Source organism: Vibrio sp. Y2-5 (genome assembly GCF_014596725.1).
In the GTDB taxonomy this organism is placed as follows: domain Bacteria; phylum Pseudomonadota; class Gammaproteobacteria; order Enterobacterales; family Vibrionaceae; genus Vibrio.
Genome location: NZ_JACVEG010000007.1, coordinates 85,314 through 101,168 on the forward strand (window position 1 = coordinate 85,314; position 15,855 = coordinate 101,168).

14 protein-coding genes are annotated in these 15,855 nt (G+C 43.2%); 12 read left to right on the forward strand and 2 right to left on the reverse strand.

Features of this window, described 5'->3' with window-relative positions; all coding sequences use genetic code 11:
• Positions 1-20: 20 nt before the first annotated feature.
• The gene (gene arsJ, locus HUO09_RS16215; RefSeq protein WP_188234578.1) at positions 21-1,244 is read left to right on the forward strand and encodes an organoarsenical effux MFS transporter ArsJ; all 1,224 of its coding nucleotides are present in this window, start codon (positions 21-23) and stop codon (positions 1,242-1,244) included.
• Between the two features lie 180 nt (positions 1,245-1,424).
• The gene (locus HUO09_RS16220; RefSeq protein ID WP_167413631.1) at positions 1,425-2,438 is read left to right on the forward strand and encodes an acyltransferase; all 1,014 of its coding nucleotides are present in this window, start codon (positions 1,425-1,427) and stop codon (positions 2,436-2,438) included.
• 27 nt (positions 2,439-2,465) lie between these two features.
• Here the strand turns inward: HUO09_RS16220 and HUO09_RS16225 are convergent, their stop codons facing one another.
• Positions 2,466-2,807, reverse strand: a complete 342-nt coding sequence (locus HUO09_RS16225) for a DUF2500 domain-containing protein (protein ID WP_167413630.1) — start codon at positions 2,805-2,807, stop codon at positions 2,466-2,468.
• A 234-nt stretch (positions 2,808-3,041) separates the two neighbouring features.
• Between HUO09_RS16225 and HUO09_RS16230 the strand changes: the two genes are divergently transcribed.
• From HUO09_RS16230 to HUO09_RS16245, 4 genes are all read left to right on the forward strand, one after another.
• Complete coding sequence (locus HUO09_RS16230) at positions 3,042-3,410, forward strand: DUF4145 domain-containing protein (protein ID WP_167413629.1); 369 nt, start codon at positions 3,042-3,044, stop codon at positions 3,408-3,410.
• A gap of 895 nt (positions 3,411-4,305) precedes the next feature.
• A complete protein-coding gene (locus tag HUO09_RS16235) occupies positions 4,306-4,950 on the forward strand; it encodes a lysoplasmalogenase (protein ID WP_188234652.1) in 645 nt (214 codons plus the stop codon).
• Positions 4,951-5,033: 83 nt separating this feature from the next.
• Positions 5,034-5,270 carry a YecH family metal-binding protein gene (locus HUO09_RS16240; protein WP_188234579.1) on the forward strand — a complete coding sequence of 79 codons (237 nt, stop codon included), beginning with the start codon at positions 5,034-5,036 and terminating at the stop codon, positions 5,268-5,270.
• Positions 5,271-5,384: 114 nt separating this feature from the next.
• Positions 5,385-5,972 (forward strand): YhgN family NAAT transporter, encoded by a 588-nt coding sequence (locus tag HUO09_RS16245; protein ID WP_167413294.1) that lies wholly within the window; start codon positions 5,385-5,387, stop codon positions 5,970-5,972.
• Between the two features lie 4 nt (positions 5,973-5,976).
• On the opposite strand, the gene HUO09_RS16250 is transcribed toward HUO09_RS16245, so the two are convergent.
• Positions 5,977-6,876 carry an AraC family transcriptional regulator gene (locus HUO09_RS16250; RefSeq protein ID WP_188234580.1) on the reverse strand — a complete coding sequence of 300 codons (900 nt, stop codon included), beginning with the start codon at positions 6,874-6,876 and terminating at the stop codon, positions 5,977-5,979.
• Positions 6,877-7,083: 207 nt separating this feature from the next.
• Here HUO09_RS16250 and HUO09_RS16255 point away from each other — a divergent pair, with 207 nt between their 5' ends.
• The 6 genes from HUO09_RS16255 (at position 7,084) to HUO09_RS16280 (ending at position 15,814) form a co-directional block, all read left to right on the forward strand.
• Positions 7,084-8,424, forward strand: a complete 1,341-nt coding sequence (locus HUO09_RS16255; protein WP_188234581.1) for an MATE family efflux transporter — start codon at positions 7,084-7,086, stop codon at positions 8,422-8,424.
• Between the two features lie 344 nt (positions 8,425-8,768).
• On the forward strand, positions 8,769-10,049 hold the full coding sequence (locus HUO09_RS16260; RefSeq protein WP_188234582.1) for a carbohydrate porin: 1,281 nt from the start codon (positions 8,769-8,771) through the stop codon (positions 10,047-10,049).
• Between the two features lie 161 nt (positions 10,050-10,210).
• A complete protein-coding gene (locus HUO09_RS16265; protein WP_223159471.1) occupies positions 10,211-12,235 on the forward strand; it encodes a methyl-accepting chemotaxis protein in 2,025 nt (674 codons plus the stop codon).
• Between the two features lie 255 nt (positions 12,236-12,490).
• Positions 12,491-13,498, forward strand: a complete 1,008-nt coding sequence (locus HUO09_RS16270) for a LacI family DNA-binding transcriptional regulator (protein ID WP_102968434.1) — start codon at positions 12,491-12,493, stop codon at positions 13,496-13,498.
• 18 nt (positions 13,499-13,516) lie between these two features.
• Positions 13,517-14,761, forward strand: a complete 1,245-nt coding sequence (locus tag HUO09_RS16275; protein ID WP_188234583.1) for an extracellular solute-binding protein — start codon at positions 13,517-13,519, stop codon at positions 14,759-14,761.
• 63 nt (positions 14,762-14,824) lie between these two features.
• Positions 14,825-15,814: a carbohydrate ABC transporter permease gene (locus tag HUO09_RS16280; protein ID WP_102954610.1), complete on the forward strand. Its 990-nt coding sequence runs from the start codon at positions 14,825-14,827 to the stop codon at positions 15,812-15,814.
• The last annotated feature ends 41 nt before the right edge of the window (positions 15,815-15,855 follow it).

Consider the following 15,855-nt stretch of genomic DNA (forward strand, 5'->3'; position numbering starts at 1 on the left):
GCTCTGTTTGGATCAGACTTATGTTGAAAGTGATTTCAAATTTGGATTCATCGATCCGCCAATACATGTTAGTGACGTTCAACTACTGGAACTTCACTCTCACGGATGGCGCATTGAGGATGCTGGTGGTGTTGTATTTCCACCAGTTGGGTTATGGAACCCTAGCCATAGCTTCTTTGTTCTTGTTTTATGAGTTCTTTGGTGTTGTGACCAATTTGATTGGCGGTTGGTTAGGGGCTCGCCTCGGGTTGAACAGGACGATGAATATTGGTCTCGCGATGCAAATTATCGCTCTGGTCATGCTTGCTGTTCCTCCTGCATGGCTGACGATTCCTTGGGTTATGGCCGCTCAGGCCATGTCTGGTATCGCAAAAGATCTTAATAAAATGAGCGCGAAAAGTGCGATTAAAACTCTGGTACCAGATGAGCAACAAGGAGCTCTGTATCGTTGGATTGCAGTACTCACAGGGTCAAAAAATGCGTTAAAAGGTTTGGGTTTTTTCCTTGGTGGTTTGTTGCTAACAGCAATTGGCTTCAAAGGTGCTGTACTGCTTATGGCTGCGGTTTTGACACTCGTACTGATTGGCAGCCTGTCAGGGCTTAAACAGGAGCTGGGTAAGGCGAAGAACAAACCGAAGTTCTCTGAGATTTTTTCTAAGTCTCCGGCAGTGAATATTCTTTCTGCGGCAAGAATGTTTCTTTTTGGCGCTCGTGATGTCTGGTTCGTGGTTGCTCTGCCCGTGTATCTCGGAACGGTGTTTGGGTGGGATCATCTTTGGGTGGGCGGTTTCCTTGCCTTGTGGGTAATTGGGTACGGTATTGTACAAAGCCAAGCACCAAGAATTACCGGTAAAGCGCAGGGGCGAGTCCCTGATGGACATGCGGCATTTCGCTGGGCGTTAGGGTTAAGCATCGTGACCGCGGCGGTTGCAATCGGTATCAGTCAAAACTGGCATCCACAATGGGTGATAGTTATTGGTTTAATGCTGTTTGGCGCGGTATTCGCGGTGAACTCCTCTCTTCACTCTTATTTAATTGTCAGCTACGCCAAAGGTGATGGTGTCTCTCTTGATGTTGGCTTTTATTATATGGCCAATGCGATGGGGCGTCTGATTGGTACCATATTGTCTGGTTATTTATTTCAGGTGAGTGGTTTGGCGGCCTGTTTATGGGTGTCATTAGCCTTTCTAATTCTGACCACCATTATCTCATTACGCTTACCAAGACTTAGCAGTGAGAGCTGAACTTGTGCTCCGTAGCGAGTTTTAAATACGAAGCCCTCCGATGAGGGCTTTTTTTCGTCTAATTTTTCTGTTTATTGACTCTCTGATATTCAATCCGTGTAATGTTGACTAAGGTTTACAGTGGACTGACGTAGTATTGTTTATTGTACTGAACGCAGATTGATGAGAGAGAATCGTTGAATGACCAAGCGAGTAATATTTTTTGACTTAATGCGCTGTGTGGCTGCCGTAGCGGTAATAGCGATTCATGTCCTAGCTCCTTATCGCGAGTTGCAAAACACCATTCCTTTTGGTGAATGGCTTACGGCCGTCACTGTTAATGGCATGACACGCTGGGCTGTGCCCGTATTTATTTTGATCTCTGGTGCCTTGATGCTGAGTGATACGCGTCCTTTTGATTTTGGCTATTACGTAAAAAGACGTCTTGGTAAGGTACTTGTGCCTTTCATTGCCTGGTCTGCATTCTATGCTTACCTTTCGGGCTGGAGCTCAACTGGCTTTGATTCTGCGTTAGCAATGGAAGTGCTGGAAAATAGCCCGCACCATGAGACGTATTACCATCTGGGCTTTTTCTACTATTTCATCCCGCTGTATTTCGTTATTCCTGTGCTGCAATGGTTGATGAAGCGAACGGATGATACGGCTTGGTATGTCTATCTTGGCATGTGGCTAATCACCACCACATTATTTTTGTTCCACATTGATGGCCCTTGGAGCTACGAGATTTGGTTGTACACAGGTTATTTACCACTCGGGTATATGCTTTATAAGAAGTTGCCGATTAATCCATTCACTGTCGGGTTAGCGGTTATTCTTGGTGGTGTTTCTTTCTACTTTACGGTGAGTTCGGTAGTGGAGCTCAGTCTCGCAAATGGTGAGTACAGTGTCGGTCGCTGGTTCTCATACAAAACACTGAATGTTGTTGTGGCGGCTAGTATGGTGTTCGTGTTGTGTCGAGCTGTAGGGGAGTCCTTGTCAGAAGGTGCGAAGAAAGTGGTAAGCGTCATAAGCCAGCATAGTTTGGGTATTTACCTGCTTCACCCCATTTTTCTTTGGCCAATGAAAGAGTTCGGTTGGTATCAGGGGCACCCAGCGTGGGTAATACCTCTATGGATAATCATTAGCGGAGCAGGAGCATTGACGGTGAGTTGGTTATTATCGCAGTCGTCTAAGACTCGTTGGTTGCTGCCTTAGTGCGGATCTCTTTATTCACGGATTAACTCAAACTTCTCCTTCACGAAGTAAGGAAAAATGAATGAACTGAGTTCCTCGGTAGGTAAGTATACCTTTGTCGCCAGGGTTAAGAGCGTGAAAGTAGTGCACTCCCACTTGGAACTCGCGTTTGGGACCTAAGCGTCCTTTTTGCACGTAGATCCAGAATTCTTGATCATCTTCCCCAGCGAAAGGATTGTCTACAGCAATGGACTGCTTATCTAAAATGGTCACTTGCGCTTGTTTTTCTGGGGCATTTTCACCTTGCATATGGCGTTGGTAGAAACGTAAAAAAAGTAAGAGCCCCACTACAAGCAGCATGATGAGTGTTGCAAGCAAAGTAATCTGCATAGTGACTCCTAAAGCAAAATGGTGACTTCATTTTACGTATTAGTTTGATTTTTGGAGTTACGTAACGTTATAAAAGGGATATAGCGCGTTGATTGGTCTTATTTTTTCGGCGCACTTCACACTTTGTTGGTTGGCTTTGCCAATACTTAAAGTGAGATACGTATAAAGAGAAAAGTCGATAAATGAAAGTCGAAGAATCAGTACATTGATGGCGATTTTAAAAGGAGAACTTCGATGTCAGACATAGAACAAGTTGTTCTTCGTACTCGAAAGTTAGAAAGATTGCTGCGCGAACAGTACCACGCACGAGGAAAAGGACTGCATCAGCTAATCAGTAGCTGTGAAGAGCGTTTACCTCATGATGTCATCGCAAAACTGCGTTTTGTCGCAACAATTCGCAATAAAGTGGTGCATGAAGATCGCTATAAGCTTGAAGACCGCAGAGCGTTTTTATCTGTGTGTAATGAGTGTGAAAAAGAACTCACACCTCGCAGTAGTCGCTTTGTATGGGGAATTGTAATTTCATTAGTCATGTTCATGACCGTAACGGCTCTTATTTTCTACTACATACACTGGGAAGAGCTGAGTAAGCACATTCAATAGCAGTCATGCACTAAAAAATTGAAAATAAAAAAGGACGCAATTGCGTCCTTTTTTATTTGTATAACATTGGGTTAGTACATCATTGGCAGTGTCATCAAGCCAACGATAACTGCGATCATTACCAAACCTTGTTTTTGAGATGAAGAAATCATAACACTGCTCCTTTTCTGCCTATTCACCTGTGGAATTAGATTAACACTGTTTTAGTGGCTTGATCAATTTATTCTTTCGTAGTGGCTTAAAATAATAACTTTAACTAGTCTGATTTGCTCGATTTTGGTGATGTTTATGTGTGGTTTTGGTGCGTTCATTTAATCACCCTTGTGTCTTTTTATTGCTCTATTTATGTTTAAGGTATTGAAAAATAACACTTTAAATGTGTTTTAATAGTGTTCTATTTCATTTTATTGATTGGGAGGGTGGTTTGGTAAGGTTTGGTCTTGTTAACTTAAATTTGTGGTTGTTTATCTTGTATATCTAGTCATTGTTGATATTTGTTCTCATTAACTTTCTTTCTAACAAGAAATCTCATCATTTATTGGCTAATAATTTTGTTTTTTGTCATTAGCTTGTTTGTGTTTTGTTTTTTTGTTGTTTTACGTTTCTAATTCATTGTTATTTAATGTTTTAGTGTTTAATTTAGCTCTTTAAATGTGGAAAAAGCAAACGTTTGGCTATTGGTTTTATTGTTGTTGATGTGGTGTGGTGGTGGCTAGGCTTTGTTATTGGTTTGACTTTAGTGTTTAATGCATTTTAAGTTATGTGTAGATAAGGTTTTTATAGGTGGCTGAGGAATAGGGAAGACAATGAATCATAATCAAGATCCAATTTTTGCCTTTCATTTCTGGACATCCGATCTAACCTCTCTACACTGGCGGCAGATTGTTAATGAGGTATAGGCATGTTGGGCTGGATTTCGGCTGTAATATCTGGATTTATCAGCATATCTGCGTTTGAGAGCAATAAAACGAAGCTGGCTGTGGTGTTCAATACACTGTGCCTAGGTCTGCTATCGTTGATGCTGTTGTTGTCGATAATAAGTAATCAGCAAAATGGTTGGTCGGTAGCATCCTTATGGGTTCTTGCCGGATTGGTTGTTTCTGTGATTGCAGATATTTATCGAATTCAGCAGAAGCAGGCTAAAGCTTGTTTTAGCGCTTTTCTCGTGGTACAGCTTTTTTATAGCAAAGCGTTTTGGATACAGCTTACCGGGCCGATGATCTGGTGGTTACCAGCTTTGCTTATCGCGGCTAGCATCGTTGCGTTTTTCCTCTTGCTACCTCAAATCGATACTCTTATTTTTCCTGTAACCATTATGGGAATGACTTTGCTACAGATGACATGGGCATCAGGGGAAGTTTGGATTACCTCTCCAACACATGCTTCTTTGCTCGGTTTTATCGGTAGCTTAAGTTTTATCGTCTCGACGATTATTCTCGCTATCCATGACTATCGCCAGCCTCTACGCTATGGCAAGGCCTTAATCGGTGGAAGTTATCTACTCGCCCAAGCTCTAATTGTTGCTTCAGTGGTCATTTAAGGCTGTTTTAAATCAACGCCACTCTTTAGTAATAGAGATAAGCTAAGACTGCTTCTGTTCAAAAACTCAATAGGAGAGTCAAAGTGGAACAACACATTCATGCTCATAAAATTTTGAATCAGTTGAAGGTGCAACCTATGACTGAAGAGCAACTGCGCCAATTTATTGCTAATGAGTTCGGTACCCAAGTGCTTTTCCGCACCTGTAAACTTTCCGGCATGGATACCGATACTGTGCTTGAGTTCTTTCAGACAAAGCAGAAAGTGATCATTAAAGACGGTGTTTGGCACTTAAATCTGGCAGAAATTTGTCAACACTAATCAGTGTATGATGGTGGCGGTATTTTTCGTGCTTCAGTCTGCACTTGTTCCTAATCGTAAAATCTAAACTACGTTGATATACTGCGCCATTATGCTTATTCACACTGAGACGCTATGGACATCTTATCTGCCGCAACATTGTTATTTCTCATCATGGATCCATTGGGTAATCTGCCCATTTTCTTATCGATTCTGAAACACATTGATGCGAAACGCAGACGTATTGTTCTGATTCGAGAAATGTTGTTTGCTCTCGCGATTCTGATGCTGTTCTTGTTCGCGGGTCAGTCAATCATGGACTTTTTGCATGTTCAGCCAGAAACTCTCAGTATTTCTGGCGGCATTATCCTTTTCATCATCGCGATTAAGATGATTTTCCCTAGCGCGGGCAGTATTACGGGGTTAGCCGCTGGCGAAGAACCCTTTATTGTGCCTTTAGCTATTCCTTTGATTGCTGGTCCAACTGTGATTGCGACTCTACTTTTACTCTCCAGTCAAAACCCAACGCAGTTGTGGGAGTTGTCGGCAGCAGTGATGATTGCCTGGACAGGAACGTCCATTATTCTGATGTTTAATGGGTTCTTCCATAAAATACTGGGCGAGAGAGGTCTAAAAGCGGTTGAGAGGCTAATGGGATTATTGCTGGTGATGATCTCCACACAGATGTTCCTTGACGGAATTAAAAGCTACGTTGGCTTATAACCGGTTAGTTCACGGCCGTATTTTCAGTTTCAGGTTTTCTTTTTTGTTTGATGTATTGGCGCGGGCTTAAGGCGAATTTCTTCTTAAAGCATTTGGAAAAATAGTTGCTGTCACTGAATCCAGATTGCTCAGCCACTTGTTGAATCGGCATAGGATTATCATTAGCCAGTAAGGCGTGTGCGTGCTTTAGCTGCATCTCTCTTAAATACAGATTAGGGGAGGTGTTGAGGAACTGCTTAAACAACCTTTCGAGCTGCCGCTGACTTATAAATGCGGCTTGGGCAATATCGCGACTATGCATATTGCTATTGGTAAAGTTCTGTTCAATGAATATCAGTGCTCTACCTAATGCCATTGTGGTCTGAGGCAGGTCTTGCGTTTGCTGCTGGTACATACGAGCTAAGGTGACCGCCAGTTGCTGCATTAAACTGGTCAGCATGGTTTCAAAACCGCTTTCAGCTTGATCATATTCTTGGCCGATCCTCTGAATGAGCTCTTCAACGATAGGAAACTGCTCATCGTTTAAGGTGAGCTGTGAGCGGTACTTACTTGTTTGACGAGCTATGGGCTCCACTTTGAACATCGCTTGATAACCAGAGAGCCTTCTCAGTGAAGGGGTCTCAAAAAATGGTGCATCGGCTTCAAACATTAGGTTAATAATTCTTAGTTTATCGACATCCTGAAAGGCATGCTCGATGTCTCCATTGATCACGAATACATCTCCAGGATTGAGAGGGTATATGTGTGAAGAAACTAAGTGATTACCTTTGCCACTTATCACTAGAAACAGTTCGGAATAATCATGACGGTGTAAGCCAAAATCGTGGTAGTGATGGCAGTCAAGATAGGCGAAATTCAGATGTGGGTAACGCTGATGATGTTTTAAGTGATAGGTGGTCTCCATGTCGTTATTTTCCTTTTATTCGTCGCGTTTTTGGTAGAAGTAGATAGTTGCCTATCATAGACTTAAGCGCCAAAAAATATCAAACCCATACTTGCATATCCCGTTCGGGCAAAAATATAGAATTAACCACTCTTTTATCTAGCCAGTGATGACTCCCTGTCAGCCCACTCTGGGACAGCGTTACTTATCCCTTTTAAGGTCAAAATAATGCCCAAAAATGAAAAATTTCATCAGCGTATGTCTATTGTTGCTTTAACGTGGCCCATATTAGTGGAAATTCTGCTGAGGACGGCGCTCGGTACCAGTGACGTATTCATGCTTTCTGGTTATTCGGATAAAGCGGTATCCGCCGTTGGTGTAATCACGCAATTGACATTTTTCCTGATCATTGTTTCTACATTTGTCAGTAGTGGCACCGGCATTCTTATTGCTCAATACAATGGAGCAGAGCGAACCCAAGATGCGACGAATGTAGGCGTTGCCAGTATTGCGCTATCCGTTGTTGTAGGGGTGTTGCTGAGTGTCGTAGCCGTACTGGGTGCGGTGAATCTTATCTCGTTTTATGGTCTTGAACCCCAAGTTGAACTCTACGCACAAGAGTATCTCATCATTAGTGGTGCAATGACGTTTAATGTCACCCTCGGCATTGTCTTTACCACAATTCTGCGCAGTTATGGGTATTCTCGCTCACCTATGGTGGTGAACCTGATCAGTGGCCTGTTGAATGTGATTGGGAACTATATTGCGCTTTACCAGCCATTTGGGCTGCCTGTTTATGGGGTGCAAGGTGTTGCTGTTGCGACGGTTATCAGTCAGGTGATTGGCACGGTCACCCTCGGCTTCATATTGAAATACAGCCCTATTTCATTGCCGATGGGCTCATTAAAGAACGTTCCTGCAGGGGTATACAAAAAAATTCTTAAAATAGGCGGAATGAATGCGGGTGAAGTGTTGTCATATAACATGGCACAGATTGCAATTGTCTACTTTGTTGTGCAGATGGGAACCGCTTCGCTTGCTGCTTTTACCTATGCGCAAAATATCGCGCGTTTCTCGTTTGCCTTCGCTTTAGCGATAGGTCAAGCAACCCAGATTCAGACGGGTTACTACATAGGAAAAGGCTGGATAGAGAGTATTCTTAAGCGGGTGCAGATCTATTTCTTGGTGAGTTTTGTTGTCTCTATTTCTGCTGCCAGTGCTATTTATTTGCTTAGAGATTCGATATTGCCTCTGTTTACTCATCAAACGGAGATCTTGTATCTCACAGGGACATTAGTGATGGGGTCGATCATTCTTGAAGCTGGACGTGTGTTTAACCTTGTTTTTATCTCTGCTTTGAAAGGGGCGGGGGACGTTCGTTTCCCAGTACAAATCGGCATACTGTGTATGTGGGGTGTCGGGGTGTGTTTCTCTTATCTTTTAGGTATTCATTGGGGCTTTGGGGTCATTGGTGCTTGGATGGCGATAGCTTTAGATGAATGGGTGCGTGGCATCATTATGTTGGTGAGATGGCGTTCATCATCTTGGGTTAGGTTCAAACTTCTGTAACATAAAGCTGTTTTCATATAACGGTGGAAGAAAGTTGCCTGTGAAAGTTTTCATAATATTGAAAGTTTTCACAGGCGGTTTGTTTTTTAAGCACAAAGAGCACGAACATTTCGTGACTAAATTCGCTAAACCCCATGAAATGAAAGCGATTTCATTATTAGTAAAAGATAAAATTCGTTCTTAACTAGTTGAATTCAATTTAATATCCATATCAAAGACTCTTCGCGCTTGTTTCATGCCATTTATTTCGATACGTGGGTGTGAGGTCGGCAAATATTTTCAAACCTTTCATTACTTATTATTTCCCTGAATTAGAACAAACCTAAATTTAATAGGGAAATAACATGAAGAACTTTAAAGTTTTACCAATAACTTTTGCTGTGGCATCTATTTTATCCTCTGCCTCTGTGTTCGCGGCAGATACCGATATGTCAGCTTTAGAAAAGCGTATTCAAGAGCTGGAAGCTAAGGTTGTTGAAATTGATTATGTCAATGATCAACAACAAGCTGTATTGACGCCAGATACAAAAGTACCTCAAGGCCTCATCTTCTCTGGTTATGCACGTTATGGCGCACATTATTCAGATGGTGATAAGCCTTATGTGGAAGTTGGTAGTTCAGGTAAATCGCTGGGTCGTCTCGGTAATGAATCTAACGGTGGTGAGTTCCAGTTAGGCAAAATCTTCCAAGCTGACAACGGCGCTAAGTGGGACATAGTGGTAATGTTTGACGAGTGGGCCCATCGTAGCTGGGGTTCAGACGGTGGTGTGAGTTTGAAAAAAGCGTACGCTGGTGTGACCAATGTATTTGAAAGCCAACCTGAGCTGTATATATGGGCTGGTCGTGACTTCCACGGTCGTCAACAACAAGGTCTAAATGATTACTTCCTATTCACTCACGATGGTCAAGGTGCAGGTTTCAACAACTTAAATCTTGGTGGCGCTAAGTTAGACATGGGCTTTGTCGGTAAAGTCGATGCAAACGGCGGTAGCTTGAACAATGACAATGGTGTTTACGCGATTACGTCAAAACTGCACGGCATCAACGCGGGTATCGGTAATCTAGACCTATACGCAAACTACGGTTTCGCTTCAGACCAAGCTGATGCTGCTAAGCAAGATGAAACGTCATGGCAGGTAGGTGCTACTCTTGGTCTAGGTAGCTCAAATAAACTGGTTACAAAATATGCGGACGGTGCAGATGATTCTGCATTTGATTTGGCGGGCGACAAACAAGTTCTATACGTAAGTTTGGAAGGTAACGCTAAAGCATCGGATCAGTTCATCATTGATTACTTAGTGTCTTACAAAAATATTGCCGGTGCTGATGCAGATGAGAAAAACGAATACGCAGGTATCGTTCGTCCTCAATACCAATGGGATGAAACGCATTCAACTTGGCTAGAAGCGGGTTATGCTATGGAAGATTGGGACAATGGCAAAGAAGTGAATGGCTGGAAAGTAACATTATCTCAAAACCTTTCACTTGGTGGCCTACCTTGGAGCCGTCCAATGCTTCGTTTCTACACCACTGTGGGTGATGTTGAAACGACTGGAGCAGGTTCTTCTACTTCAACAAATGCAGATACTGTTACAGTAGGTGCAATGTTCGAGGCATGGTGGTAATCCACTCATAGTTTACTGTCTATCTATGTATTAGCCCCAAAGGCAGATTATTGGGGCTTGGTTTACCAACCAATTTAACTCCAACTTTGGGCACCAATGTGTGCCCATTTTTTATCTTGCAAAGAACAGCATGTAGTGAATTGTTTATCAGTAGGTGGAGTATGCCCTTTCAATCGTTAGTTTCTCGTCTATATTTTGGTTGTATGTGCGTTATCGCAATTATGATCGGGTCTGCATGGCTATCTGTCAGTAGTAACCAGAACGTTACGGCTAAGATGGAATCCATCACTCAAGATGCAACGCCGCTGATGCTTCGCTCAGCGCAGCTTACCATTGATTTTCTTAACATTAACCGCAGTTTGACTCCCTACTTATCGGCGCAATATCTGGATGAACTGCCGCCTTTTGTTGAGTCAATTCAAGCCAATATCGAGACTTATAACACTCAGCTTCGTTGGTTTGTTGCTCAAACGCAGCAGCGCCCAGACTTACACGATTACGTAGAGCCAATCACAGTGCAGGGTGAGCAGGTATTAGCGGTTTTGAATGCTGTTATTGACGCACATGCCAGTTACTTAGATCAGTTAGACCAGAGCTATCTGTTGCAGTCTCAGTTCCAATCACTCGTTACTCAGCTGGGTAATGCGCTTCAACGTGCGCGCAGCAGCGCAGATTCGGCAGAGGCGCTAAAAGCCTTAGATGGACTTATCAGCCAAGTTGGTTTGCTGAACAACGAAGCTAACGAAGTGTTCAAGTTGCAAGATATGACGGAGCTTCGATCCGTTGCGCGCCGTCTGACCAATCGCCAGCGTTATCTTGACGAGAGTGAACAACTGCTGATCAAAAATCACTCAAAGCTCTATTCTTCGCTTGAAACACCACTATCCGTACTAAAACAACTCACTTTCCAACCAACAGGCGCCGTCAAGATGCATGTTGATGTGGTTGAGCAAGCTGAGAATCTCGCAGAATTACGCTCCGAATTAGAGCAAAAAATTGATGCTCAGTTGGCGAATGTCGACAACCTTTCTCGTTATGCTAATCAAATCGCCAACCAACTCTATGATGAAGCAAGACAAGCGTCGAGTGAGACTCGTTCGCTGTTTATTGGTATCTCGTTGGCCTCCATTTTTATTACTGCATGTCTGGTTCTGAGTTTTACCAATATGGTACGTAAAGCGACCGGACTTTTGCTCAATGCATTAAATCGAATTGCCGCTAAAGATTTGACTCAGGAAGTGGAATATTCGGCAAACAATGAATTTGGACAAGTGGCGGAAAAGGTCAACCTGGTTGTTCGCCATCTATCGCTGATTATTGAACGCATACGTCAGTCAAGTTCCGAGCTCAACAGCACTTCATTAACCAATCAAGGTATCAGTACCGAGCTCAATGACGCTATTTACGAGCAAACTTCGCAGACGGTATCAGTAGCTTCCTCGATGGAAGAAATTGAATGTTCAGTGACAGATATTGCCCAATCGACTGAGGACACACTGCGCTTAGTGACTGAAGCGGTTGAGCACTCCGATAAGGCGCAAACGGATATGACTGAGAATGTGGCTATGTTGGAGCGACTTTCTCAAGAGCTAAATCAGGTCACGGCAACGAATCAAGCTCTGGAACAAGAGAGCATCAGCATTGAATCTATCTTGGATACCATTTCTGGTATCTCAGAACAGACCAACTTACTCGCGTTGAATGCTGCGATAGAAGCGGCTCGTGCAGGTGAATATGGGCGAGGGTTTTCAGTGGTTGCGGATGAGGTCAGGATTCTTGCTGCTCAAACTACGCATAGTGCGAAGGAAATTCAAAATAAAATTGAGCGTTTACAGCGTCAAACAGATATTGCTGGCAAACAGATTTCCAACTGCCTCTCTGGCATGACCCAAAGCATGCAGCAAGCCAAGCAGGTTAATGGTCGCTTTGTGAAGTTGCATGAACTGCTGAATCAAGTGTCTCATCGTAGTCAACAAATCGCTTCCGCAACGATTGTTCACCAATCCGTTGCCAGTGAAGTGACGAAAAATGTCAGTCATATTCATTCGTTATCTGAGCAAAATTTACAGCGGTCAACCCAAGTAGCAGAGCATGGCGAAAAATTAGAGCGTTTGGCTGAAATTCAATTTGAATTGACGGAAAGTTTTATTTTGCAATCGGAAGAAAGAAATAAAGAAATTGTATAAATAAAAATTAAATATTGGCGTTTTAAATATTTTAAGCTTTTTAATAAGAATATTTATAACTAAGGATGCCTGACTGGGAAAATAAGTTTCATGAAACTGTTTCATGGAAGGGGATGAAATTGTAAGAGCTCTCTACTTTTATGAAAGCTCTATTTTTTCCCAAAAATTAGTGTGACCATACTCACTCATTACTCTCACTAACTACGGAATACTTACCTTGTAAGCGTTTTCAACAAAAGTAGTATTGAGGTATCGGTGGCAACAATTAAACACGTCTCTGAGCATGCGGGGGTATCTCAGGCGACAGTATCCAGAGTAATTAATGGTACTAGTCGTGTGAGTCACGATAAAAAGCTAAAAGTCGAAAAAGCGATTAAAGAGCTGGGCTACCGTCCTAACTCTATCGCTCAGGCTTTAGCATCAAGTCGTACTGGCAGTGTGGGAATTGTTGTTCCGGAACTTGGTGGGCCTTTTTATTCGGGCATTCTTCATTGCTTGGAAGAGAACCTACGTCGCTTTGGCTACCATGCCATCGTGACAGCGGGTTCCAATACTGAACAAGGACAACGCGAGTCTGTAGAGTTTCTGCTAGGGCGCAGAGTCGATGCATTGATTCTCCATGTTCAGCACCTGAGTGATGATTACTTAATCTCTTTGGAAGAGCAGGGCATTCCTGTTGTTTTAGTGAACCGCTTTATTCCAGAGATGTATCGAAGCTGTATTGATATTGATAACGAGCTGGGGGGAAAACTCGCTACGCAGTATCTATTACAGAAAGGCCATACCGAGATCGCTTGTATTACCGGACCTTTAGACAAATCTGATGCTCGAGGACGCTTACAAGGCTATCGAAGAGCCTTGGAAGATGCAGGGTTGGAGTATAACGAAGCACTGGTTTCTGAAGCAGGTTTTACTGAAGAAACAGGTGTTATCGCCATGAAGAAATTGCTGAAGAGAGATTGTCGGTTCACTGCGATTTTTGCGTCAAATGATCATATGGCGTTTGGAGCATTTGAGGTGTTACGGGAAGCCGGTTATTCCATTCCTGGTGATGTCTCACTTGTGGGTTTTGACGATAACATTTTTGCTCGTTATCTCACTCCCTCTTTAACCACGATTAATTTTCCGATTGAGCAGATGAGCATTGAGGCAGTACAGCTCACTTTGCAAAAGCTTAACAAGAATAAACAAGATGTGAATTTCAAACTCAACCCTGCGTTAGTAGTGCGAGATTCAGTCAAGGACATAACGAGTACCCTATAACTACATTAAGGATAAAGCATGAAATTTAAGACCTTAGCACTTTCGAGTGCGATTGCGCTGGGACTTGCTACAACGGCAACCGCAGCTGATAGCCAGATCCGTTTTGATGGTTTCCCTGATTTTGATAGCAGCTTGAAAGTACTGCTACCTGACTTCGAGAAAGAAACGGGCATTAAGGTTGATTACTTAATGAACAACCATGGTGACCACCACACTAAGCTAACCACTAACCTTGCAACAGGTTCAGGTGCTGGTGATGTGATCGTTGTGGATGTAGAGAAAATCGGTCCATTTGTAGCGTCTGGTGGCTTAGTTAACTTGTCTGAAAAATACGGTGCTGATAAGTATGCTGACCGTTTTGCTCCGTATGCTTGGACACAAGGCAAAGGTGCTGATGGTGATGTTTACGGTATGCCTGTCGACCTTGGTCCTGGTGTTATGTACTACCGTACAGACATCTTTAAGGATGCAGGGATCGACTTGAATGAAGCGATCAAAGACTGGGATTCATATATTGCGGCTGGTGAAAAACTAAAAGCGAAAAACATTCAGTTGATTGCTTCTGCATCTGACGTAGCACAAGCCATCATTTTTACTACTGTACCTGAAGGCGAAGGTCTGTACTTCGACAAAGAAGGTAACCCAGTGGTCACTTCTGAGCGCTTTGTTCATGCATTTGAAGTTGCAAAGAAAATTCGTGATAAAGGCTTAGATGGCAAAATTCTAGCTTGGTCAAACGAGTGGTATGAAGGTTTCCGTAACGGCACGTTTGCAACTCAGCTATCTGGTGCTTGGCTACTTGGCCACTTAAACAACTGGATTGCTCCGGGAACTGCAGGCAAATGGGGTGTATCTCACCTACCTGACGGTATCTACGGCAGCTGGGGTGGTTCTTTCCTTTCTATCCCTACTCAATCAACTAAACAAGATGAAGCGTGGAAGTTAATTGAGTACATGACAACTCGTCGTGATGTACAGCTTAAACACTTTGAAACTATCGCAGCTTTCCCTGCTAACGTAACTACTTACGATGACCCTATGTTCGAAGAAGAAATGCCTTTCTTAGGTGGTCAGAAAGCTCGTTTGTTGTTTGCTGAAGTGGCGAAAAACATCAAGCCAGTTGCTCCTGCTAAAGGTGACCACGTGGCGCGTTCTATCGTCCTAGAAAATGCACTGATGGAAGTGTTAGACGAAGGCAAAGATATCAAGACTGCGCTTGAAGAGGCTGAGCGCTTGATTAAACGTCGTACGCGTAACATGTAAGCTAGAGTTGTTTTAATTTTTGGGAGGCGTTACTTACGCCTCCCTAGGTAAGGGGTTGTTACTATGAACCAATCTACAGGTAACTCAGTGAAAACATCAGGCGGCGAAAGCCTTTTTTCTCGCCTGAATTTGAAAGCGCTTACACCGTATTCGTTTCTGTTGCCGTTTTTAGTTATTTTTTCTGTATTTGGAATTTTTCCGTTACTTTTTTCTGTTTTCTTGTCGTTTCACTCATGGAACCCAGTAGAAGGGTTAGCGGCGATGGAATATGTGGGCGTTGAAAACTACCAAATCGCTCTCACAGACCCATGGCTATGGCGTTCTCTACAAAATACCTTTTGGTTAGCGATTACCTCTGGCCTAGCCCAGCACTTAATTGCTATTCCGGTTGCGTATATTCTTGTTTCGATGGGGGATAAAATCCGTCATTGGTTAACATCAGCGTATTTTCTTCCGTACATCACTTCTACGGTTGCGGCATCATTGATCTTCTTCAACATGTATTCACCAAACTCCGGCATCATCAACCAGACTTTGATGGCGCTGGCAGACAGTTCACTGTTTGGTTGGGCATTTGCTTGGGTGAATGATTTCCAGCCAATTCGCTGGTTGGATGATGCAACTTTGATTAAGCCATCTATCGCTATCATGGTGTTCTGGAAGTACACAGGTTTCAACATCGTACTGTACACCACAGGCTTAATGACGATTCCGAAAGACATTCTTGAAGCTGCCCGTATGGATGGTGCCAACGCACTTCGTCGCTTCTGGAACATTTCACTACCTATGATTCGCCCGTTTGTTTTCTTCGCTGTAACTATGACCATCATTGGTAACTTACAGTTGTTTGAAGAACCGTTCGTGTTGACGCGCGGCGGCGGTGGTACTGGTCAGGCTGGTCTTACTATTTCTATGTACTTGTACAAGGTGGGCTGGGAATGGCTTGAAATGGGTACGGCGTCAGCTATCTCTTGGTTGCTGTTTGCTCTGATTGCCGCTTGTACCATGGTTCAATTCTTCTTCTTCGGTAAAAAAGGTTTGGGGGAGCAATAACATGACGACTCAATCTGTTACATCAAACTCGTCGTTATGGG